The 22528-nt window shown below is 32.6% G+C and carries 23 protein-coding genes and 1 pseudogene; 11 read left to right on the top strand and 13 right to left on the bottom strand.

The features are described 5' to 3' along the window. Nucleotides 1–87: 87 nt before the first annotated feature. From Q4517_RS03375 to Q4517_RS03360, 4 genes are all read left to right on the top strand, one after another. Nucleotides 88–903, top strand: coding sequence for a helix-turn-helix domain-containing protein (locus tag Q4517_RS03375; RefSeq protein WP_303506235.1), 816 nt, complete (start codon nt 88–90; stop codon nt 901–903). Between the two features lie 74 nt (nt 904–977). Then, nucleotides 978–1472 (top strand): VOC family protein, encoded by a 495-nt coding sequence (locus Q4517_RS03370; protein WP_303506233.1) that lies wholly within the window; start codon nt 978–980, stop codon nt 1470–1472. Nucleotides 1473–1697: 225 nt separating this feature from the next. Next, entirely contained in the window at nt 1698–3539 is a 1842-nt protein-coding gene (locus Q4517_RS03365; protein WP_303506231.1) for a PLP-dependent transferase, read from the top strand. Between the two features lie 432 nt (nt 3540–3971). Then, entirely contained in the window at nt 3972–4349 is a 378-nt protein-coding gene (locus tag Q4517_RS03360) for a DoxX family protein (protein WP_303506229.1), read from the top strand. Nucleotides 4350–4647: 298 nt separating this feature from the next. Here Q4517_RS03360 and Q4517_RS03355 read toward each other — a convergent pair whose 3' ends face one another. Beyond that, on the bottom strand, nt 4648–6279 hold the full coding sequence (locus tag Q4517_RS03355; RefSeq protein WP_303506227.1) for an ABC-F family ATP-binding cassette domain-containing protein: 1632 nt from the start codon (nt 6277–6279) through the stop codon (nt 4648–4650). Between the two features lie 113 nt (nt 6280–6392). Here Q4517_RS03355 and Q4517_RS03350 point away from each other — a divergent pair, with 113 nt between their 5' ends. From Q4517_RS03350 to Q4517_RS03340, 3 genes are all read left to right on the top strand, one after another. After that, nucleotides 6393–7085: a hypothetical protein gene (locus Q4517_RS03350; protein WP_303506225.1), complete on the top strand. Its 693-nt coding sequence runs from the start codon at nt 6393–6395 to the stop codon at nt 7083–7085. Between the two features lie 828 nt (nt 7086–7913). Further along, complete coding sequence (locus Q4517_RS03345; RefSeq protein WP_303506223.1) at nt 7914–8546, top strand: DUF5343 domain-containing protein; 633 nt, start codon at nt 7914–7916, stop codon at nt 8544–8546. A gap of 20 nt (nt 8547–8566) precedes the next feature. Next, nucleotides 8567–9118 (top strand): Swt1 family HEPN domain-containing protein, encoded by a 552-nt coding sequence (locus tag Q4517_RS03340; RefSeq protein ID WP_303506221.1) that lies wholly within the window; start codon nt 8567–8569, stop codon nt 9116–9118. Between the two features lie 198 nt (nt 9119–9316). Here the strand turns inward: Q4517_RS03340 and Q4517_RS03335 are convergent. From Q4517_RS03335 to holA, 10 genes and pseudogenes are all read right to left on the bottom strand, one after another. After that, nucleotides 9317–9490, bottom strand: a pseudogene (locus Q4517_RS03335) (DNA polymerase III subunit delta); the annotation flags it as partial. Between the two features lie 16 nt (nt 9491–9506). Next, a complete protein-coding gene (locus tag Q4517_RS03330; RefSeq protein WP_303506219.1) occupies nt 9507–10109 on the bottom strand; it encodes a hypothetical protein in 603 nt (200 codons plus the stop codon). A 23-nt stretch (nt 10110–10132) separates the two neighbouring features. Continuing rightward, a complete protein-coding gene (locus tag Q4517_RS03325) occupies nt 10133–10603 on the bottom strand; it encodes a hypothetical protein (RefSeq protein WP_303506217.1) in 471 nt (156 codons plus the stop codon). Nucleotides 10604–10614: 11 nt separating this feature from the next. After that, nucleotides 10615–11274: a hypothetical protein gene (locus tag Q4517_RS03320; RefSeq protein ID WP_303506215.1), complete on the bottom strand. Its 660-nt coding sequence runs from the start codon at nt 11272–11274 to the stop codon at nt 10615–10617. Between the two features lie 3 nt (nt 11275–11277). Beyond that, entirely contained in the window at nt 11278–12585 is a 1308-nt protein-coding gene (locus tag Q4517_RS03315; RefSeq protein WP_303506212.1) for a hypothetical protein, read from the bottom strand. A gap of 145 nt (nt 12586–12730) precedes the next feature. Further along, nucleotides 12731–13204 carry a hypothetical protein gene (locus tag Q4517_RS03310; protein WP_303506210.1) on the bottom strand — a complete coding sequence of 158 codons (474 nt, stop codon included), beginning with the start codon at nt 13202–13204 and terminating at the stop codon, nt 12731–12733. A gap of 167 nt (nt 13205–13371) precedes the next feature. Continuing rightward, nucleotides 13372–14046, bottom strand: a complete 675-nt coding sequence (locus Q4517_RS03305) for a hypothetical protein (protein ID WP_303506208.1) — start codon at nt 14044–14046, stop codon at nt 13372–13374. Between the two features lie 80 nt (nt 14047–14126). After that, complete coding sequence (locus Q4517_RS03300) at nt 14127–14810, bottom strand: hypothetical protein (protein WP_303506206.1); 684 nt, start codon at nt 14808–14810, stop codon at nt 14127–14129. A 1-nt stretch (nt 14811) separates the two neighbouring features. Continuing rightward, nucleotides 14812–16422 (bottom strand): type VI secretion system tube protein TssD, encoded by a 1611-nt coding sequence (gene tssD / locus Q4517_RS03295; RefSeq protein ID WP_303506204.1) that lies wholly within the window; start codon nt 16420–16422, stop codon nt 14812–14814. Between the two features lie 370 nt (nt 16423–16792). Next, nucleotides 16793–17794: a DNA polymerase III subunit delta gene (gene holA, locus Q4517_RS03290; protein ID WP_303506202.1), complete on the bottom strand. Its 1002-nt coding sequence runs from the start codon at nt 17792–17794 to the stop codon at nt 16793–16795. A gap of 405 nt (nt 17795–18199) precedes the next feature. Between holA and Q4517_RS03285 the strand changes: the two genes are divergently transcribed. The 4 genes from Q4517_RS03285 to Q4517_RS03270 all read left to right on the top strand — a co-directional run bounded on the left by Q4517_RS03285 (nt 18200) and on the right by Q4517_RS03270 (nt 21248). Then, complete coding sequence (locus Q4517_RS03285) at nt 18200–18643, top strand: type I restriction enzyme HsdR N-terminal domain-containing protein (RefSeq protein ID WP_303506200.1); 444 nt, start codon at nt 18200–18202, stop codon at nt 18641–18643. A 5-nt stretch (nt 18644–18648) separates the two neighbouring features. After that, the gene (locus Q4517_RS03280) at nt 18649–19197 is read left to right on the top strand and encodes a nucleotidyltransferase family protein (protein WP_303506198.1); all 549 of its coding nucleotides are present in this window, start codon (nt 18649–18651) and stop codon (nt 19195–19197) included. Between the two features lie 291 nt (nt 19198–19488). Then, a complete protein-coding gene (locus tag Q4517_RS03275; RefSeq protein ID WP_303506196.1) occupies nt 19489–20118 on the top strand; it encodes a hypothetical protein in 630 nt (209 codons plus the stop codon). Nucleotides 20119–20249: 131 nt separating this feature from the next. Beyond that, entirely contained in the window at nt 20250–21248 is a 999-nt protein-coding gene (locus Q4517_RS03270; RefSeq protein WP_303506194.1) for a glycosyltransferase family 2 protein, read from the top strand. 184 nt (nt 21249–21432) lie between these two features. Here the strand turns inward: Q4517_RS03270 and Q4517_RS03265 are convergent, their stop codons facing one another. Further along, the gene (locus tag Q4517_RS03265) at nt 21433–21906 is read right to left on the bottom strand and encodes an SRPBCC family protein (protein ID WP_303506192.1); all 474 of its coding nucleotides are present in this window, start codon (nt 21904–21906) and stop codon (nt 21433–21435) included. Further along, complete coding sequence (locus Q4517_RS03260) at nt 21906–22526, bottom strand: L-threonylcarbamoyladenylate synthase (protein ID WP_303506190.1); 621 nt, start codon at nt 22524–22526, stop codon at nt 21906–21908. Before Q4517_RS03260 ends, Q4517_RS03265 begins: the two co-directional genes overlap by 1 nt. Nucleotides 22527–22528 lie beyond the last annotated feature (2 nt).

Genomic DNA, 22528 nt, shown 5'->3' with positions numbered 1-22528 from the left:
TGATAACTTAATTATCAATTTATATTTCTTATAGAAGTTATATCTTTGGTACACCATGCCTCTTGCTGAAAAAGATTAAATGACAAAATGGACTACCAAACATACGAACCACATACAGATTTAAAGTCAATAATTAGTTGTTATTGGACGTTGGAAGTACCCATACATTCCGAACCACAAAAACAACGAATTGTACCAGATGGCTGTATAGAAATGGCTTTTATTCTTGGAGACGATATAAAACGGTACACTTCCGAAAATGACTTTATACTCCAACCACGGGCAATGATATTGGGGCAAACAATTGAACCTTTCTACATTGAACCTACAGGATATGTCAATACTTTTGCTATTAGATTTTATCCTTATGGGTTTGCTAACTTTATTTCTGAACCAATCAACAACTTAGCAAATAAAGAAACACCCCTAAACCTACTTTTTGCAAAGGAAACCGCAGATGATTTGCAACAAAAAATAATCAACGCTGAAAACACAATACAACGTATAGAAATAATCGAAAAGTTTCTTTTACATACGTTTAACGACCAAAAAACGATTCATAAAATAGTAAAAAGCACTGTGAATACCCTCCTATCTACAAACGGAAGTGTTTCTATAAACTCAATCCTCCAATACGACCTATCTAAAAGAAGGCAGCTTGAAAGAAACTTCAAAAAACAAATTGGAGTAAGCCCCAAACAATTAGGAAAAGTAATTCGATTACAAACAGCTTTAAAATTGATGCTTAACCAAAAATCTAAAAACCTAACCGATGTTGCCTATAAAAGCGACTATTTCGACCAAGCCCACTTCATTAAAGACTTTAGAGAATTTACGGGAATAAACCCTAAAGAGTTTCTCACTGATGAAAGCTTAACGCTTTCTACCCTTTTTTACAAATAAGCTAAGGTGTCGCATTTTTACAATTTCAACTAATTTTCTGCTCTTAGTTTTGCATCAATAATACTAAGCCGAAAATGAAAAATAAATTATTTATTACCATTATTACCCTACTTTTTTGCATTGTGTCTTGCAAAAACAAAGACACTTCAGTCGCTAAAACAACACAATCTAAAGAATCAATCACTAAAAGCATACAACAGATGAAAAGTTATGTCTCAATTTTTGAAATTCCAGCAACCAACATTACACGAGCCATTAATTTTTACAAAGAAATTTTAGGAATAGAAATTGAAAGATTCCATTTTCCAGAAATGGAAATGGGGGTATTTCCTTACCAAAATCAAATGGTTACAGGAGTAATTATACAAGGCGAAGATTATGAACCTTCTGCTAGCGGAGTTACCATTTACCTCAATGGTGGAGACAACCTGCAAACTATTATTGATAAAGTAGAAGAGTATGGTGGTAAAGTTATGATACCTAAAACACCTCACGCTGACGAAAACGGGTATTTTGCCATTTTTCTCGACTCAGAAGGAAACAAAATCGGACTTCATTCGCCAAATTAAAAAAACAAACACCTAACAATAAAGGGAAGTAATAATGGTTTGGGTACTAACTCAAACCGTTATTTCTTTTTATTAAAGTGTCTTGAAAACCAACCCATAAATTTATAAAGTCAGCTACAGCTCATACATCAAACGAAAGTAAAACTCCCTTTATAAAACCATTCTCTCCCCTTTCTAAAAAAATCTAATTAACGTATCTTGCAGTCTTATTAAAAGACACCTATAATGCAAGACAAAAACGTACATAACTATATAAAAAATGTTGTAGAAAATATGCCAGCAGCTTGGTTAAACCTTACCACGCACCGCCTGGATATTTATGAAGAAAAACTAGCCAAAACCCAGTTTTTAGAACAGTTTGAAGATTTGTATAAAAACAACAATGCTACTGCTTCAGCGTTAAGCGAGTTACCAACTGCATACGATTATATTCGTTTAGGGCATCCGTTATCATCTGTATTAGAGTGGACGATTGCCAAATTATACAATACAAAAGCAGAAAATGTAATTAGTTTTTCGTCACAAACAGTTCCTGTGTTGGCTGTGTTAAGAGCGAATTTGTTTGCTAATAAAAACACGCAAATAGTGTACACCAATAAAATCCCTAGCTTTTTTGATGCTGAAGCAATTAAAAATGTATACGGATATCAATTTGAATTAAAAAAGGTGGATAGTGTTGAAGCTATTCCTGAGTTTGATGGTAGCACCGTATTGATTGTTGAGCAAGAAGCTATTTGCAACTTTACCATTGTACCAAACGTTGATTTCTACATCAACACACACCCAGAATTAGGAAGCTTTTTATTAGTAAACGGTGAGCAAAACGACGCTTATATTTCAGACATTCAACATGTAAGAAGAAGAGAAACTATTGCCATGACTCCTGCTAATTCATTAAAAGCGTTAAAAAGTCTTATCGATGAACCGTATGATGTTACGGTTACTGATGTAGCAGAAAACAAAGCGAAGGTTGAGAAACTCATCAATGAAATTACCAATACCAGTACAAAAGCGTTAGTAGCATCAAGTGGACTTTCAATACAATACGCCATTTTAATGGGATTGATTGACGATGCTCTTGAAAACCATAAAGGAAAAGCGATTAAAATTGTAGTGCCTCCAAACTGCTATGGTGGTACTAACGACCAAGCAAGACGTGTTGCTGCTTGTTTAAACAACGTAGACATTGTTGATTTACCTGTTGATGGAGACAACGACATGGTAGAGAGTATTGATACCGTGTTAACCAACATTGCAGCGCAAGATGCGGTTCCGTATATCATTGCAGAAATTCCAACCAACCCAAGAGTAGAAGTACCAAATCTTACTGATTTAAGAAATGTTTTAAGTAAAAAACGTACCACTCCTACTGGTGAAACAGCCGTTGATCCTGTGTTTATTTTAGACCAAACTTTTTGTCCGAATGTTCACTTTTTAGGAGATACAGACATGTTAGCCAATATTAGAACTATTTCGTTTGCAAGTGGATCTAAATTCCCTAGTGGTGGAAAATGTACTGCTGGATACTGTGTTGGAAATAAAACAACCAACGCGTTAATCAAAAAAATAGAAAAACACTTACACATTTGCGATAACGAGGCTACACCGCTTCAATACGAAATATTAGCTGCACAAATGCCTTCAATGACACAACGAATTAGTGATGCTTATAAGAATACGCGTGAGTTTGTAAACTTTATTCATGAAGTGTTACCTGATGCTAAAATCAATTTTGTTTCTGAGGAATTAGCTGCACAAGGATTTACACCATCGGTATTCTCGTTAGACCTTCCTACCAAAGGAAATACTGCGGAAGAAAAAGAAGCGTATAAAAGAGCCTTAAACTTAAAGCTTATCAATTTAATGATTACTGAAATACCTAATGAAAGTAAGTATTGTGTAAGCTACGGACAGTTAAAAGGTTGTTATTGGACGATTCCTGCAACCTCAACACAAGGAACTACCAAAGAAGGGGATAAAGATTATATTGCTCGTGTAGCGCTATCTCCTAACATGGATTTAGCACTTCATAAAAAAGTATTCCTTGATTTTGTAAAAAGTATTTAAGAACAATAAAAACGTCATTTCGACCGAAGGGAGAAATCGCAAGGTTCAGCGAAGCTAAATCTTATCAAAGGGAGTAACTCTGATTATTGAGATTTCTCAGTCGTAACCTCCTTCGAAATGATGTTTTATTTTGTTTTGCAAATGAACACTGAGCGAAGTCGAAATGAATAAAATGGCTATCTTACTCTCGACTTACACAGATTGCTTCACTACCGTTCGCAATGACGTTAACCGAAACGTCATCTCGAACTGAAGTAACGCGGAACGTGAGAGATCTTAATAATAGGAGTTACTCTCTTCATGAGATTCCTCACATTCGTTCGGAATGACATAAAATTATTCGCAATGACTAAACTCTTTTTATCGTACCTTTTTTATTTTTTATATATTTAAAGAACTAAAAAACAAACTACTAACCTCAAACTAATCACTATGAAGCAAAAAATTTTATTCGTACTAAGTCTGCTATTCGGATTAATGTTTATCAATTCAGGATTAAACAAATTCTTAAACTACATGCCAATGCCAGAAGAATTACCCGAAAAAATGATGAGTGCTATGACTGCCATGATGGAAATTGGCTGGTTAATGCCTTTGGTAGGAATCATTGAAATTTTAGGAGGTATTCTATTCATTATCCCAAAAACTAGAGCCCTAGGAGCTGTTGTTATTTTTCCTGTAATGATTGGAATAATGCTAACTAACATTTTTCAAGCGCCTTCTGGACTTCCTATTGCTATAGCATTATTTGCTATTAATCTTTGGGTAATTTATGAAAACTGCGATGCTTATAAACCTATGGTAAAATAATAACTATCATCATTACGAAGGGGGACACGACTGAAGTAATCTCTCCGTCGACCAGCAGATTGCTTCGTTCCACTCGCAATGACAAAACATACTGTCATCTCGAACTGAAGTAGCACGGAATGTGAGAGATCTTAATAATAGGAGTTACTCACATGAATAAGATTTAGCTCCGCTGAACCTTACGGTTTCTCACATTCGTTCGAAATGACAGTTATTAAACGTCATTACGAAGGAGGTACGACTGAAGTAATCTCTCCGTCGACCAGCAGATTGCTTCGTTCCACTCGCAATGACGTTTTTACAAATCTATTTCCTTTAACGCTTTGATGTTATTACGCTCTAAAAACGCATCAATCGTTTCAAAGTGTTCAATAACACGTTGGTCTTTAAACTCAAATACTTTTTGAGACAAGCCTTGTAAGAAATCACGGTCGTGCGATACTAAAATTAACGTTCCGTCAAAGTGTAATAAGGCTTCTTTAATTACTTCTTTTGATTTTAAATCTAAGTGGTTGGTAGGTTCATCTAAAATCAACACGTTTACAGGTTCTAACAATAGTTTTACCATTGCCAAACGGGTTTTCTCTCCTCCAGAAAGTACTTTTACTTTCTTTTCTAAATCATCTCCCGAGAACATAAAACGTCCTAATATATTTTTGATTTGCGTTCTTATATCTCCTTCAGCAACCTCATCTACGGTTTGAAAAATTGTTAATTCAGGATCTAATAACGATGCTTGATTTTGTGCAAAGTACCCTACTTTGGCATTGTGCCCTAAACCACATTCTCCTTCAAAGTCAATTTCTCCCATAATTGCTTTAATCATGGTTGATTTTCCTTCTCCGTTTCTTCCTACAAACGATACTTTTTCACCACGAGCTATGGAGAAACTTGCATCTTTAAATACGGTTAAGTCTCCGTATTGCTTCGTCAATCCTTCCACTTTTACAGGGTAATCTCCTGAACGTGGTGATGGTGGAAAACGTAGTTTTAAGGCTGAAGTATCTACCTCATCTATTTCTACAGGAACTAATTTTTCTAACATTCGTTCACGCGAAGCTACTTGATTCGTTTTTGAATACGTTCCTTTAAAACGTTCGATAAATGCTTTGGTATCGGCAATAAATTTTTGTTGTTCTTGATAGGCTTTTAACTGATGTGCACGACGTTCTTTACGCAACTCTAAATAGTGTGAATAATTCGCTTTGTAATCGTGAACCGTTCCCATGGTAACCTCAATGGTTCTGTTGGTAATGTTATCGATAAATGCTTTATCGTGCGAAATTACTACCACCGCCTTGGCTTTGTTTAATAAGAAGTTTTCCAACCAAATTACCGATTCTATATCTACGTGGTTGGTAGGCTCATCTAACAAAATTAAGTCGGGTTTTTGCAGTAAGATTTTCGCCAGCTCTATACGCATACGCCAACCTCCACTAAACTCTGAGGTTGCTCTTTCAAAATCTTCTTGCTTAAATCCTAACCCTTTTAATGCTTTTTCTACTTCTGCTTCGTAGTTTATTTCTTCTAACGCGTAGTACTTCTCGCCTAAATCTGATACACGTTCGATGATTTTCATATAATCGTCCGATTCGTAATCGGTACGGGTTTCTAACTGTTTGTTGAGGTCGTCCATTTCTGCTTTCATAGCAAAAATAGATGCAAATGCTTTGGATGCTTCTTCTTTTACCGTGCAATCGTCTTCCATTAACAAGTGCTGAGGTAAGTAAGCGATTACGGTATCTTTCGGACTACGAACGCCTCCTTTAGTTGGTTTAGAAACTCCTGCTATAATTTTCATCATGGTGGATTTTCCTGCGCCATTTTTACCCATTAAGGCAATTTTATCGTTCTCGTTTATTACAAACGAAACGTCGCTAAACAGCGTGTTACCACTAAACTCAACCGTTAATTGATCTACCGTAATCATACAAAATATTTTAAGCGGCGAAATTAGCAAAAATGGTGTATAAACTTGTGAAAAACTTTCACTTAGATAGTTTATTGATTTTGTTATATTTGAAACTCTAAAACAAAAAAAGCATGAAAATAAAGACCTTAATCTTCGCCTTACTACTTTCAAACATAGTTTTTGGTCAAAATAATACCTCTAAAAACAGCAATAAGTTACTTTCAGAAACAACTACTGAAGTTAATTCTTTATACACTCCTAATTACCCTGAAGGGATATATACTTCTAAAAAAGATTTTATTGCTAAAAAGCCTAGTTCTTTAAAAACTGTTGTAATGAAAAACTTTAATAAAAAAGTTATGGATAGTATTATTCACGATTGTTATTTCTATTACTCTGATAATAATAAAAAGGTGAGAAACGTCTTTGCAATTTCCTATAAAGGGCACTTATACTTTCAAATTAAAGCTATTTTAAAAAACAGAAACAAAACTGATAGGGCTCAAAACACCAACTACCATAACATGTTTGTCAGGACTATTATAGGCGGAGAGAATTACTTATATACCGAAGCTGAGTTAGTGAACCAATGGGCTATGGGAACTGCTGTAAATTTTGGGGCTATTGGTGGTGCTATTGCTAATGACCTTATAAAAGGAAAAGGTATTGTTTGGGATTTTAAAAATAAGGAATTTAACATTTTTAAATCTTGTAAAGACTACAACAAATTTATTGAGGACAAACTACCAGAAGCTGTCCAGGAATGTAAAAAGCACCAACCTGACATGTTGGGAGTTAGAAAAGCTATAGAAAAAATAAAATAATATTACAACTGCTTACTCATACTACAACTAACAAAATTCTACTTTTAAGTATTGGTTGATAGCTTTTTCTTAATCTCTTTTAATGTTTTCTCCGAGAGCGTTTAGTAAAATATGTTGGAATTTGAGGCTACGGCTAGCAACGTTGTCAGCTTTTTTATTCGTGTTATTAATTTATCTATTGCCGTAGTATTAGCGACCCATGCCGTGGTGTTAGCGACCCGTGCCGTGATATTAGCGACCCGTGCCGTGGTATCAGCGACCCATGCCGTAGTATCAGCGACCCGTGCCGTGATATCAGCGACCCATGCCGTGGTATCAGCGACCCATGCCGTAGTATTAGCGACCCGTGCCGTGGTGTCAGCGACCCATGCCGTGATATCTGCGACCCATGCCGTGGTATCAGCGACCCGTGCCGTAATATCAGCGACCCATGCCGTAGTATTAGCGACCCGTGCCGTAGTATTAGCGACCCATGCCGTGATATCTGCGACCCATGCCGTGGTGTCAACGGAGCACGCCGTGATATTAGCGACCCGTGCCGCAGTGTCAACGGAGCACGCCGTGATATCAGCGACCCATGCCGTAGTGTTAACGGAGCATGCCGTGATATTAGCGACCCATACAAGCTTTTATGATAGCTAAAACAACTTTTATTACCTAAATAATTGAGCTTATGGGATTCCGTAAAAATATGTATAGGTATTTTTTTAGGTTCGTAAGAGTATAAACAATCATAAATACAATCATAAACCTATCAAAATGGTTGTATAACGATGTATTATACATCTATATAAACAAGCTGTGCTCAACTTAAAAAAACAAAACTAAATGGATACAAATGTACCTTATATGGCTTCGGTCAAAAACTTAACTGCAATTTTTGGAAAAATCCAAAAGGCTGCGGTTCCTGAAAGATTCACTATAGAATTTTTAAAAGACTTAGGATTTAAAAGTTCTAATGATTTCGGAGTTACGAAACTGTTGAAATACTTGGGGTTTCTAAGTGCTAGTGGTCAACCACAAACTGCGTATCGAGAATATGTTGATGAAACAAAGTCAAAAAAAGTTTTAGCTCAAAGAATTAAAATAGCATTTGACGATTTATATAATAGCAACAAGACGGCTCACACCAAAACCGGAGATGAATTAAAAGGCTGGTTTAAAACCAAAACTGGAAAAAGTGATTCTGTGGCTATAAAAATGGCAACCACTTTTAAAACCTTAGCCTCAATTGCTGATTTTAGTGCACCATTGAAAACTGAACCAAAAAAAGTAGAACCAGCACCTGCAACCGAAAATCAGCCAATACAGCAACCTATTCCAATTGTGCAGGATAACTCTATATCAAGAAAATCAGATTTTGGACTCGTTTACCGCTTTGAGATTCATCTGCCTGACACTCAGAATATTGAAACGCATAGAGCTATTTTTAAAGCATTAAAAGAAGAACTACTATCGTGAAAGAAAAATTAGATTCATTTATGCTCAAAGGAGTCTTTTCTACATATTGTATTAAAGACCTTCAAGCTAATGGCTTGTTGAGACTTCCCTCTTATGATAATCAGGAAAAAAAAGACCACGACTTATTTGCAGTAGCATCTGAAAACATAAGGACAAGTTCAATAATAATGCAACGTTATTTTAGAATCCTTTTCGTCTTTGAAAATTCAGTAAGAGATTTTATTCAAAACACATTCTTTGAAATTGACGGTACTGATTGGTTTACTAAGAGGTCCAACCGTGATATGAAAACTAAACTTGAAAAAAGGAAAGCGAACGAACAAAAAAATCAATGGCACACGGGTAGAAATGAACATCCGATTTTTTATATGGATTTTGGAGATTTATCAAAACTAATAATAAATCATTGGGATGTCTTTCAAGATTACTTTCCAGACCAAGCTTGGGTAACAAGTCGGATAAGTGATTCAGAACGAAGTAGAAATGTAATTGCGCATACCAACATTCTTGCTTCTGAAGAAGGACAAAGACTTGAAATGCATTTGAGGGACTGGATTAATCAAATTGGTTAAAAAAAGCTGTGCATAACACGGTGTATAAAACATAGCTAATAAGTGCTAAATCGAGAGGTTTGTGCTTATTTACAAAGACCACCAATTTTTTAAATTTGGCTTTTAAAATAAAAAAGTAAAACAAAACATAAAAATTCGGCTCTGTGTTAATCCGAAAAACTAGTGTCTTTTTATACGCTACGTTTCATACACAAACCGTTAATGCAAAATCTTAAACAGTAACTCTTTTAAAATATCAGCATGGGTTTGGTTGGCTCCTACTCCTTTGCTTTTTACATCGGCATCACGTAGTAAGGCTATAATTTGAGATACTTTACGCATCGGGTAGTTACGGACAGCATTTACGTAGTCGTCCACAAAATATGAGGGTATTCCTATGTTTTTGGTGTTATAAAACTTTTAATCTTCTAAAATCAACTTTTCTTTGGTTTAAAAACTTTAAGTCTACAAAGTATTCTTCAAAATCTTTTTTAAGAATATTTTCTCCAGCTTTACTTAAATACATATCTTCCATTTCCCATTTTTTATAATATATATTAATACCGTTTTGTTCGTAAAGCTTCATTCTGGCTTCTACTTCATTCATAAAAACTGATGTTTGTAGTTTTATATTTTTGTCTTTTAAAGAAATTGTTATTTGCGACCTAAACCTTTTACGAGTTTCAAACCTGTCGTGTTTGTTTTTATAATATTCAGGCGACCTTATAAATAATTCATCTAAAAAACTACTCTTTTCATCTAAGTAATCGTCTGGATTTTCTCTACACTCTTTTCCGTATACATCAATAGATATAGTTTCGTCGTAATAGAATCCTTCAATTCTAACATCTTCTGTAGATACTTTTATGTGTAAGTAATCTTTAAAGAGCGACTTGTTTGACCTATTGTTGTATCTGGTAGCATTATTATAGTTATCGGGACTCTTATGTGAAGATGTAAGGTAAATACCTTCAACTATTTTTCTTATAAATGTTACTAAGCTAAACTGCATTCTTAATGGGTTTCTTTGATGTTTTAATTTTTAGCTATTTTTCTTTTGCTGTAGAATAAAAAATAATAGAAAGCTAGATAAGATGATAACAAAGTGAAGGGATAGATTATAACTAAGTTAGCATAATAATAACGTTCTGCAACATTTAGTTCTGAATTAGCTTTTCCAAACTTAAATATGTTTAACAATGTATTTGTTATCTCATTGCCATAAGTAAAGTGTTCATCGATATAATTAATCAAATAAACCATAATTAAAGTTGAAAACCCAGCACAGGTAACATATACAAGTGGTTTTCTTCCCTTGAAATTCATTAATAGACCAAAAGCAGTTAATAGAATTATAAAAAAGAAAAACAACAAAAAGCCTTTACTGCTTTTATCAGGCTCACCTTGTATTAGTACTTCTGCTAAAATTATGAATAAGATTATTTGAAAAGTAGTAAAAATGCTACTGAAAAAGATCAGCATTATATTGATTATATTTTTTATCATAATTTACTTTTTTACCATTCTACAGGAAAAAAAACAGTTTTATAACGAGTAGGTCTAACCTTAACTTCACTACGTTTTGAGCTTCCTGTAGGATTATACTTCATTTTATGAGCTTTTCCTAAACCTGTAATAAAATTCAGTGAAATAGTATCGTTTTTTGTCAGCAATTCCAATAAGTTATAATGTTTGTTTTTAAACTGAGAAAAAGAACCTATGTGCAAAGTATCCTTGTTTTCCTTTATCATTTTTTCAACATAAGGTTTAAGTTGTGACTGGACAGCATTGGTAGTATCTAAAAGATGACATCTTATGTAATAGATGTAATTTAAACTGTCTTTACCATAAATAATTCTTTTTTGGTGATTAGTAGCGTATATAAGTGAATCGTTTTTAATAGTATAAAGCCCTAGTTGAGATTTTTCTTTTTCTATATGAGGGCTAAAATGGTAATAATTAATTTTACTTAGTGTCTGATTAACATAAGATGTATTCCTTATTTTAATTTGATTGGGAAGTTTTATGTATGATATTTTATTTTCAATTCGTTTTTTATACATCCCTATTATTACTGGATAATCATTAGCCTGAACTTGATTAAAAACAAGATCTTTTTTAGGGTTGGCACAAGTAAATGTTGTTAAGATTATAAATAAGTAAACAGTTAACTTCATTGATTAGTTAAGCTTAATAGGTACTTTAATTCTTTTTATTTTTTTATCTTTCCCTCTAAGTGGTAGAAGTTTAAACCTTAAATATAGAGTATCTTCTTTTATTAAGTCTTTTGTTAAAGTTGGGTAATTTTTATAAAAATCTTCAAAAACCCCTAGTGTAATAGAGTCTTTTGTTTCTCTACCTTTAATATATTTTGACGATAGTTTATTCGACAGTTCAGTATCATAAATCATATGTCTGGTGTATAATAAGAACTTTTTTCTTTTATTAGAGCTAAATGACCTTTCTTCATAATCTTTTAATACTTCTATCTTTTTTTCTTTGTTTATATAATAAATTTCCACAGAAGCGCCTTTTTTAGGATTTCTGTATTTGTATTGGTAAGTATATAAAAGTTCTTGTTGGCTACTCTCAATATATAGATTAAAAGGTAAACTTATCGCGTCTATTTTTTTACTTTTAGGATTATACCAACCGATTATTTCATTGCTTTTTGAAGTAGTACTCTTTACTTCAATATTTCTTTGCATACTGCAAGAAGAAATAACAAATATAATTAGCGTTATATATAACTTATATTTCACAATATATTCAATAAAAATAGATTCAATAATTGTTTTTACTTGTACTGGATTTTTTTTATCCTCTCTAATTAAAAGCATGACATTTCTATCACTAAATATCTTTTTATCATAATCTCTTACCTCTTCTAATGTTTTAAACTTACCTGTAAGTATACTAGATAGAGTATTACTTGTAATAGGCTCTAAGAAATATGCCATCTCGTAAACATGTAGAAATGTTCTTAAAGCATCTAATCCTTTTATTTTTGCTCTTTCAAGTTTTTCTTGCATTATTTGGTCAACTATAGCTTCTTGCTTTTCATGTTCAACTAATGCTACATATCCTAAAAACTCAAGCCATAAACTAATACCTACTATGGGAGTTTTGGGTAAAAAACGTTTTAACAAAAAATCAGGTACGTTTAAAGGTGTATCCGTTATTTCTTCTAAGCTCATCATAGAGAAATCAACCAAACTAAATATTTTACTAAATGCTTCAGATGCACCTTCTGCACTCATTAGTGGTCTTATACGTAATGTATTAAGTATTTCTACATTAGTACCATTAGTTGCAAAATAATGTGCTTGGTTAGCTGCTGATTTTACAATACCGTTATTAAAACGTCTACCTCTTTTTACAATTACCTCTTTGTTAAATACTTCTTCGGTGTATTGGTAAATTTTTCTAGACTTGGTATGTATTTTACCATTTGTATCTACCATAGTACCTTTGGCTAATTTCGCCAATGCAATGGTAGTTACTTTACTTTCAATAGCATTATTATAACCTGCTACAGCACTACTTACAAGTTTTTCAGCTTTCTTTTTAACTTTCTTTTTAATTTTTGATTTAGCAACATCCTCAACTTCATCAGTTGTAGCTTCTTTAAGTTCAGCTAAAAACAGCTAGAACATCTTTATCCCTTTTTAACCCATAAACAGACGCAGTTGCAAATCGTTTTCTCTTATTTATTATTTTTTTATACTTTTTATTATAATAAAGCAATGCCCGCTCAGTATTTCGAGAACGTGGATAAAGAATATATTTATTTGATTTTTTCTTATTTATAGGCTTAAAAAAAACTCTTCCATAATTATCTTTTGTTTTAATTATTGAATCACAAATAGTAACATTTACAGATTGGTCTATAACTAAATATTTCACATTGGACAACAGTCTGTTTTTTCCACTACCTACAGAATCAAGAAATCTTTCGTAGAGGACGTATATTGTTTGGTCTATCTCGTTGAGACTCTTTAATTTTTCTTCTGAAATAGGTGTAGAATTATTTTCCCAAATAGTGTAAAACTCCTGCGCTTTTATCACTCTACTTTTACAAGAAGACATAATTAAAATCAAGAACATTATTTTGAACAAAGAGATTTTAGACATCGAATTATAGAATTTAAAAAGAGCATTTAGAAATAATATATGCATATTGTGTTTTTATTGTAGTTTAGAATATTGGTGTAATTTTTCCCATTGCCATTTATTAAGTGTGTATTTAATAGTAAAGAGTAAGGAATCTCACACTAAAACCCACTTTGAATTCTATATTTTTTTAATACTTTTCCAGTAATTCCGTCTATGCGAAATCGAAGCGTTCCTTTTTTGTTAACTTCATTCTTGTAGTTTTCATTTCCTTTTAATAAACCAATATACCAAATAGGTTTTACCTCTGGAAATTCATTTAAGTTGTTATGAACAGCATAAAACTCTGTTATTTCATATTTTTCAATTTCTTTTTTTGCTATTTTTTTTACTATTGCTATAGCCTCTGCCCAACAAATATTATAACCTTTTTCATAGTCTATTACTTTAGTAATATTTCCTTGCTCATCGTAGTCGGTTTCTTTCCCTAAGTTGTAAATATTATTATATGTGAAAGCTGAAAAAATTATTTTTCCTTTGTTATTATAGTACAAATATTTATTTATGTTAGTTACTTTGTTTGTTTGTTTATTTGTTATCTCATCTTTAGAATACCAATATTCGTTTTTATAATCATCGCCATCAACTGTAACAATACTTCTTTTTTCTTTTTGTAAAAGATTAAGAATTTTTTCATCAATTAATAACTCCTCTTTAGTTATGTTGAAAATAGGGTAATTATAATGACAGACATCATCATTTATCAAATACTCTTTAGGAACAGAAGAACAATTAACAAGTAAAACAAGTATAAAAAATATTAAAAAGTAACGCATCTTATTTTAGTTTAGAATATGGTGTAATTTTTTCCATTTATTAAGTATATATTTAATAATAAAAAGTAGAGGCGCTTACACTAAAACCCACTTTGAACTCTATATTTTTTTAATACTTTTCCAGTAATTCCGTCTATGCGAAATCGAAGCGTTCCCTTTCTGTTAACTTCATTTTTGTAGTTTTCATTTCCTTTTAATAAACCAATATACCAAATAGGTTTTACCTCTGGAAATTCATTTAAGTTGTTATGAACAGCATAAAACTCTGTTATTTCATATTTTTTAATTTCTTTTTTCGCTACTTTTTTTACTATGGCAATAGCCTCTGCCCAACAAATGTTATAGCCTTTTTCGTAGTCGATTACTTTAGTAATATTTCCTTGGTTATCGTAGTGAGTTTCTTTATAAACATTTGAATTACCATTTAAATATTGAAATTTGACTCTACTTAAATACCCTTTAGGATTATACCTTAGCCATTTTTCAATTTTTATTTGTTTGTTTGTTTGTTTGTTTGTTATATAGCCTTTCTTTTCCCATCTTATATATCTTTTATTTAAAAAAGAATTATTTAAAACAGTTATAGTACCTATAGGATTTTTTTCATTATAAAACTTATCTACTTTTATTTTCATTTCTTCTTTAGAAATCTTAAAAACTGGGTCGTTATAGTAACAAGTGTCATCATCTGTCAAATATTCTTTAGGAACAGAAGAACAATTAGCAAATAAAACAAGTGTAAAAAATATTAAAAAATAACGCATCTTATTTTAGTTTAGAATATTGGTGTAATTTTTTCCACTGCCACTTATAGGTATGCCTTTTGTCATTTTTATAGTCCATATAATTGTCAGTTTTATTGTCTTTAAATAGGTGTTTAGCCATTTTAGTCTTATCAACCTTACCCTCATTAAAAGTATGCCTCAGACCTAAAGCATGCATTACTTCGTGTATAATATTTTCTGTAGCTATTTTACCATTTGGGTCTAAGACTAAATAGGCTATTCCATCGCCTGTGGGTGATATCCCTCCCGATGTGTTATATTCACCATCAGGTTTAATATCTTTTTCGTTAATACACTTTTGATTGATAAAGTACACTGTTATTTTATTTACATCTCGATTACTATGTGTTTCATTAATGTAGTGTAAAACAACGTGTTTTCTACTTCTTTCAATATAGTTTCCAACTTCTACGACAGGGTGTGTTTTCAAGAAACCATGTTTTTTTAGCTTTTGCGAATATTCAGTAAAATCTAATACCTTAGGGCTATTATTTGTAATAGTAATATCAATCAAAGCAGGGTTTAATCCTTTTTTTAGAGAATCTTCTAGTTTTTGTTTATCAACTTTATTCTCAAGAGCTCCTTTATCAATATCATTACCTTGAATCTCCACAAAGTACCATTCCAGGTCTATCTTTTTAGGTTTAGGATAGTATATATTAAGAGCACCAACGGTTAATTTATCATCCGCTTTTATAAGGATTTGTGCTGGGTTGGCACTATTGTTTTTACATGTAATTTTTACCTCTTTTACGCCTTTTAAGTTTTTAGGTTCAAAACTAAAGTCTGGATGTTCTTCAAAAGCTATGTTTTGATATTGTTTAGCCTTCTTTTTAGTATCCCAATCTAGTTTTAATTCTACTGTTTGGTTTTTTCTTATACTTATCCAATTTGGTATATACTCTTCATCTAAAATTTTTTCTGAAAGAGGTTTGTACTCTTTCTTTAATTTTTCATAACCCGATATTACTATAGTTTCTTTAGGAATGCTATCAAAACCAAAAATTCCGTCTTTTATATCACGGCTTCTAGCAGCCTCTACTATTATTTTAAAAGGTTTTTTCTCTTTCTTAGGTTCTTTATTCTCCTGTGCTTTATAAGGAGTATCTTCTATAGGTGGTATAAAACTTTCTTGCCAAGGCTTTATATAACGAGTAGGACTTTTTCTACGCCAATCGGTACTATTATTAAAAAAACGATAGTCTTGCATTGCAGGTGATATGGTTAACGTAACCTGCATACCTTTCTGGTTATCAAAAACTTCGTAATAATTTACAAGTACACCGTCTTGAAAGTTGTATTGAAATAGTTCTATTCCATCAAACTCGTCTTTGTAAAAGACTATTTTACCGTCTCTTAATTGATAAAGATTAAAAGGATGACGTATTTTTTTATTGCCTTTTCTATCTGATTTAATCCAATCAGCAAAGGTATCATCGTACATTTGAGATTCAAAAGTTACTGAAATAGCTCCTCCTAATAAGGCGGAAGTTGGTTTACCGTTCCAATCGGTAAGGCGATTATAATTTAAGTTTGTAGTAAGTAGTTCTCGTTCCTCACCACATACAAAAAGCTTTGCTTTTATGTTCATAGATGTATTTTAGGGTGGTACAATTTTTTGAGTTAAAGATATAAAATATCTCCAAAATCATACAATCAATGTATTGATTTTTAAGCTTTTTGCCGTAAAACACTGTCTTTTAAGAAGAACCAACTTTGTTTGTACGCAACTTGTACCTGTGTATACAATTTTATGTACTTAAAAAGCCACTAAGTAGTACATGTTTTTTTGCCCTTTTATTCGAGCAGTCGTCTGTTTTGATACGCTTGATTATGAAAAGTGAGTGTGTGGGTAAGTTAAAATTGTCTCTTTATTAGAATTTTGTTTGTAAAATATCGTTTTACAACATTTTTCTCGTAATTTTTTACTTCTTTAATGATAAGGTTTGCACACAATACTGTTAATGCAAAATCTTAAACAATAATTCTTTTAAAATATCGGCATGGGTTTGGTTGGCTCCTACTCCTTTGCTTTTTACATCAGCATCACGTAATAAGGCAATAATTTGTGATACTTTTCGCATCGGATAATTACGGGCTGCGTTTACGTAGTCGTCCACAAAATATGGGTTTACCCCTAAGTTTTTAGCAACCGAAGCTTTCGATTTGTCTTTTAATCCGTGGTATAGTAATAGTTGTGTAAAAAAACTATTTAGCAAGGAAATGGTCATTACCAACGGGTTGTTCTTTGGGTTCTGTGCAAAATAATTGATAATTCTGTTCGCTTTTACCACATCACGCTGTCCTACTGCTTTACGCAACTCAAAATTGTTAAAGTCTTTAGAAATCCCAATGTTTTCTTCAATATGCTTATCGGTAATAATCGTTTCTGCAGGCAATACTGAGGTAAGCTTGTCTAATTCGTTACTAATCTTACTTAGATCTGTTCCTAAAAACTCTACCAACATTTGCGAAGCTTTCGGTTCGATGTTAAACTTTTTTCCGCCCAACACCTGACGTATCCAATCGGCTACTTGGTTATCATACAGTTTTTTACTTTCATAAATGAGTCCGCTTTTTGCAATGGCTTTGTACGCCTTTTTACGTTTATCGAGCTTTTTGTATTTATAATTAAACACCAATACGGTACTCGGTTGTGGATTGGCAGCATACGACTCTATTTTATCAATCGTACGGCTTAAATCTTGCGCTTCTTTAACAATAATCACCTGCTTTTCTGCCATCATCGGAAAACGTTTTGCCGACGACACAATTTCTTCTATCGATACATCACGACCGTACATAACTACTTGATTGAATCCCTTTTCGGATTCATCTAACACATTATCTTCAATGTAATCTGAAATTTTATCAATGTAATATGGTTCTTCCCCCATTAAAAAATAAATGGGTTTGATATTGCCTCCTTTAATATCGGATATGATAGATTTAATTTCGTTCATAAAGCCTCTCCTCAATCCTCTCCTAAGGAGAGGAAGTATTATTGTTCTTGTTAATACTAACTCAAATAATTACCTCTATTAGGTATTATTATTTAAAATGTTATAGCGAGGTATTCATTTGTAATGATACTCTTTTGTCATTTCGAAGGAGCAATTTTATGAGCGACGAGAAATCTTAACAATAAGAGTAACACACCTCTTGAGATTCCTCCTCCTTCGTCGTTCGGAATGACAATTACTATAATGTCATTTCGAAGGAGGTTACGACTGAGAAATCTCATTCAACGGAGTAACTCTCATGTTTAAGATCTCTCACATTCCGCGTTGCTCCAGTTCGAGATGACAATAATGTTTCGTCATGTTGAACAACGAAGAAATAACTTATAATTTTATTACTTTTGGGTTATGCAAAAGCTCAACCTTCCTAGCTATACATTCAAGCTCAAAAGTAACGAAAATAAGACGCTTATTTTTGATAATTTGAGAAAAAAATATATGGTATTAACTCCCGAGGAATGGGTACGTCAGCATTTTGTGCAATGGTTGATTCAAGAAAGAAACTATCCTGTTTCATTGATTGCTATTGAAAAACAATTGGTTATCAACAACCTTAAAAAACGTACCGATATTGTGGTTTTTGCTTCTGACGGGCATCCGAATATTATTGTGGAATGTAAAGCTCCGCATATAAAAATTACCCAAGATACTTTTGATCAGATTGCACGCTACAACTTAAAACTCGATGCTGATTACCTCATCGTTACCAACGGACTGCAACACTTTTTCTGTATGCTAGATAAAGAGAAGGAAACTTATGTGTTTTTAAAAGATATACCTAAGTACCAATAAGTTTTATGAAAGCAAATTTTACCACTGAACTCATAACTATTATTGAAAATGATGCTTGGATGCTAAACATTCTTGAAGCTGTTAGGAATCTACATTTACCCGACTGTTGGATTGGTGCTGGTTTTATTAGGAACAAAATTTGGGACTATAAACACAATAGTAAAAGAACTTCTTTAAACGATGTTGATGTTATTTATTTTGATGAAAGCGACATTTCTAAGGCTCGTGAATTAGCTCTTGAAGAACAACTCAAAACTATTAATTCCTCTGTAAATTGGTCGGTGAAAAATCAAGCAAGAATGCATATTCGAAACAATCATTTACCTTATAAAGATTGTTACGAAGCCATTTCTTACTGGCCTGAAACAGCTACAGCAATTGCTGTTCAGTTAAATACAAACAATCAAATAGATTTTATTGCTCCGCATGGTTTAGACGATGTATTCAATCTTATTGTACGACCTACTCCTAATTTTGATTTAACAACGTATCGTAACAGAGTTATAAATAAGAGGTGGGAAAACATCTGGGAGAAGTTAGTTATTGAAGAGTAAAGGTTACGCACCTCGTGAGATTCCTCCTCGTACCTCGTTCGGAATAACGGTAACGGAAACGTCATAGTGGGGAGTAATAACAATGCAGCTATCTCATTATCAACAAAAAGATTACTTAACATACCACTTTGACTACGCTCAGTGTTCATTTGGAATGATGGTAATTCCTTTAATGACATCCAGCACACATTTCAACACACAAAACAGCACGCTTATAACATTCCTTTGTCCTTGCTTTTATCATTTTCTTAAATTTATGTTCTGAGGTACCAAACTTAAAAAATTGATTTTATGAGTAATGATATTAAACTAAACTTTATAAACAGATCTAATGATGCTAATAACAGCAGTATTGTGATTTTCCAGAAAAATATTTCAGATACCTTTGATGAAATAGCCATTGCATGGAAAGTTATTAAAAATTGTGGTCGATTAGACAATCATCCTTTCAACTATCCTATAATCTTTCAAATTGCAGCTAGTGATTCTTACGGAAACTACACACCTCAATTAACCGCCTGTAATGGAAATGCTTATGAAATGGTTAAAAGTACTTCTGGAAATGTCTTACAGAGTTCTTCAACTCCAGCTACTAACCCAGAAGAAGTAGAAATACAAAATAACTTAACTAATAGCGATATTTGTGCTCACTGTTACAGAAATGGTAAATTATTAGCTACTAAAACTAATCTTGTACCAGGTCAAAAAGCTATTTTTAAATTTGAGCCTAGTATTTACATTGGTGTTGCCTCTCAAATTGAAGAAGGTAGTTTTATTTCTTCTGCAGTTATCTCTGAAATAAACACAAAAATTACTATACTTGGTATTGCTAGTGCTGATATTGTAATGACCGGCGGGAGTTCTGAACCTTTTAATTTTAGTTTAGAGAATATAACGTATATACCTGTAGAATTAGAATAGAAGTTGCTCTGTTTAATAAGATTTAACTTTGCTGAACCTTACGGCTTCTCTCATACAGTCAGAATGATGGAACACAGAATGACTCATGCTTTTTAACACGAATTTCATTTTTAAACTGTAAATTTGCCGTCTTGAAAACAGCAATCGTCATATTAAACTGGAATGGGAAAAAATTGCTTGAGCAATTTTTACCTTCTGTCGTGAATTTTAGTTCAGAAGAAGCTGAAGTGTATGTCGCAGACAATGCTTCTACAGATGATTCTGTTGAATTTATTAAGCAGTATTTTCCTACTGTAAAAATTGTAGAGAATACCGAAAATGGCGGGTATGCAAAAGGTTATAACGATGCGTTACAACATATTGGTGCAGATATCTATTGTTTGGTAAATTCTGATATTGAGGTTACTGAAAATTGGTTGACTCCTATTATCAATACTTTTAAAAAAGAGTCCAACACAGCCATTATTCAACCAAAGATTTTAGATTTTAAAGATAAATCGAAGTTTGAATATGCAGGTGCTGCTGGTGGTTTTATTGATGCTTTTGGATATCCATATTGTCGTGGTCGTTTGTTTAGCGATTTAGAAACTGATAACGGACAGTTTAACGATACTACCGAAATATTTTGGGCATCTGGGGCTTGTTTTTTTATCCGCTCTGAAGTTTTTCATCAACTCAACGGTTTTGATGAAGATTTTTTTGCACATCAGGAAGAAATTGATTTGTGCTGGCGTGCTAAAAACAGTGGACATATTATAAAATATGTAGGGTCATCCACTGTGTATCATGTAGGTGGGGCTACATTGGATACTTTAAACCCTAGAAAAACGTTTTTAAATTTTAGGAATAGTTTACTCAACTTAGTTAAAAACTTACCTTCTGCTAAATTGTTTCCAATTATATTTTCTCGTTTAATTTTAGACGGGTTGGCTAGCGTTAAATTTTTATTGGAAGGGAAACCTAACCACTTGTTTGCTATTTTAAAAGCTCATTTTAGTTTTTATGCACATCTTTTTAGGTTCTTAAAAAAGAGAAAAGAATCACTAAAGAAGCCGAATTACTACAAACACAAATCTGTAGTTTGGCAATATTATGCTAAAGGAAGGAAAGAGTTTACTGAACTACGTTAATTCTTGTTCATCTTTATAGATATAATATAAGAGGAAGAAGACTGCAATTCCTCCAAAAGTATGCTATAACCAGTGCGTTTCCATAGGTAATACAACTACTTTATTATCTAATGTCCTAAATAGTAAAGCTATTCCAAAAACTGCTCCTCTATATACAATGTATTTTACATTTCTCCAACGGGTCTTATAAAACAACACGCCAAGCATCTGTTTCTGCAAATTCTTTGATAACCTTATTCCTCTCTACTAATAACTTTATCATATATTTTTTCAAGAATATTTTATCTATTAACTTTCCTAAAAAAACTAGAGGAGACACATAATCAAACACATCAATCATCTTTACTTTATTCTCAAACTCTTCTATGAAATAATGCTCATGTCGAAAGCTTTTAAAAGCTCCTTTTTGCATTTCATCTACAAAATATTCTGGATATTTATATTCTGTTATTTTTGAAGTTAATTCTTGGTAAAAACCTAAGTGTTTAGCTCTCCAAGTAACACTTTCATTTAACCCTATTAAACCAGTCATTTTACCAGCAACAACTTCCTCTTTTGTCTTTTGAGTTGATATTTTATGCAATTCTACACTACGAGATAAATCAAATACAATTTCTCTGTAAGAATGTATATAAGTAACTAACTCAATCCTAGGCATTACAAAACATCTAAGTTTCCTTTTCCTTCACGAAGTACTTCTGGTTCATCGGTTGTTAAATCGATTACAGTAGATGCATGATTGTCACCATACCCACCATCAATCACGACATCAACAATGTTCTGCCATTTCTCGAAAATTAATTCAGGATCGGTTGTATATTCTAATACTTCATCTTCATCGTGAATAGATGTAGATACAATCGGATTTCCTAAAGCTGCTACAATGGCTCTTGCTATATTATTATCAGGTACACGAATACCTACTGTTTTTCGTTTTTTATAGGCTTTTGGTAATGAGTTACTACCTGGTAACACAAAAGTATATGGCCCTGGTAAAGCTCTTTTTAAAATTTTATAAGTTGCGGTATCTATTTGCTTTACGTAATCAGATAAATGACTTAAATCGTTACAAACAAACGAGAAGTTGGCTTTTTCTGGCTTTACTTTTTTTATTCTTGCTACTTTTTCTAGTGCTTTAGTATTGGTAATATCACAGCCTAAACCATAAACAGTATCGGTTGGATATATAATTAACCCTCCATTTTGTAAAACTTTTACAATTTTTTCAATCTCTTTTGGATTGGGGTTGTCGTTATACAGTTTTATAAATTGTGCCATAG

The sequence above is a fragment of the Tenacibaculum sp. 1_MG-2023 genome (assembly GCF_030547425.1).
Taxonomy (GTDB): domain Bacteria; phylum Bacteroidota; class Bacteroidia; order Flavobacteriales; family Flavobacteriaceae; genus Polaribacter.
Note: the sequence above shows the minus strand (reverse complement) of the source record. Positions and strands in the feature narration are given on the sequence as shown.

Bases quoted from the DNA above. Each gene is read 5' to 3' on its own strand.
- Q4517_RS03370 (WP_303506233.1), top strand. From the start codon at position 978: ATGAAAAATAAATTATTTATTACCATTATTACCCTACTTTTTTGCATT.
- Q4517_RS03310 (WP_303506210.1), bottom strand. From the start codon at position 13,204: ATGTTCTTGATTTTAATTATGTCTTCTTGTAAAAGTAGAGTGATAAAA.
- Q4517_RS03300 (WP_303506206.1), bottom strand. From the start codon at position 14,810: ATGCGTTATTTTTTAATATTTTTTACACTTGTTTTATTTGCTAATTGT.
- Q4517_RS03280 (WP_303506198.1), top strand. From the start codon at position 18,649: ATGAAAGCAAATTTTACCACTGAACTCATAACTATTATTGAAAATGAT.
- Q4517_RS03325 (WP_303506217.1), bottom strand. From the start codon at position 10,603: ATGATAAAAAATATAATCAATATAATGCTGATCTTTTTCAGTAGCATT.
- Q4517_RS03360 (WP_303506229.1), top strand. From the start codon at position 3,972: ATGAAGCAAAAAATTTTATTCGTACTAAGTCTGCTATTCGGATTAATG.
- Q4517_RS03265 (WP_303506192.1), bottom strand. From the start codon at position 21,906: ATGCCTAGGATTGAGTTAGTTACTTATATACATTCTTACAGAGAAATT.
- Q4517_RS03275 (WP_303506196.1), top strand. From the start codon at position 19,489: ATGAGTAATGATATTAAACTAAACTTTATAAACAGATCTAATGATGCT.
- tssD (WP_303506204.1), bottom strand. From the start codon at position 16,422: ATGAACATAAAAGCAAAGCTTTTTGTATGTGGTGAGGAACGAGAACTA.
- Q4517_RS03330 (WP_303506219.1), bottom strand. From the start codon at position 10,109: ATGCAGTTTAGCTTAGTAACATTTATAAGAAAAATAGTTGAAGGTATT.
- Q4517_RS03260 (WP_303506190.1), bottom strand. From the start codon at position 22,526: ATGGCACAATTTATAAAACTGTATAACGACAACCCCAATCCAAAAGAG.
- holA (WP_303506202.1), bottom strand. From the start codon at position 17,794: ATGAACGAAATTAAATCTATCATATCCGATATTAAAGGAGGCAATATC.
- Q4517_RS03305 (WP_303506208.1), bottom strand. From the start codon at position 14,046: ATGCGTTACTTTTTAATATTTTTTATACTTGTTTTACTTGTTAATTGT.
- Q4517_RS03345 (WP_303506223.1), top strand. From the start codon at position 7,914: ATGGATACAAATGTACCTTATATGGCTTCGGTCAAAAACTTAACTGCA.
- Q4517_RS03320 (WP_303506215.1), bottom strand. From the start codon at position 11,274: ATGAAGTTAACTGTTTACTTATTTATAATCTTAACAACATTTACTTGT.
- Q4517_RS03375 (WP_303506235.1), top strand. From the start codon at position 88: ATGGACTACCAAACATACGAACCACATACAGATTTAAAGTCAATAATT.
- Q4517_RS03365 (WP_303506231.1), top strand. From the start codon at position 1,698: ATGCAAGACAAAAACGTACATAACTATATAAAAAATGTTGTAGAAAAT.
- Q4517_RS03285 (WP_303506200.1), top strand. From the start codon at position 18,200: ATGCAAAAGCTCAACCTTCCTAGCTATACATTCAAGCTCAAAAGTAAC.
- Q4517_RS03355 (WP_303506227.1), bottom strand. From the start codon at position 6,279: ATGATTACGGTAGATCAATTAACGGTTGAGTTTAGTGGTAACACGCTG.
- Q4517_RS03340 (WP_303506221.1), top strand. From the start codon at position 8,567: ATGCTCAAAGGAGTCTTTTCTACATATTGTATTAAAGACCTTCAAGCT.
- Q4517_RS03350 (WP_303506225.1), top strand. From the start codon at position 6,393: ATGAAAATAAAGACCTTAATCTTCGCCTTACTACTTTCAAACATAGTT.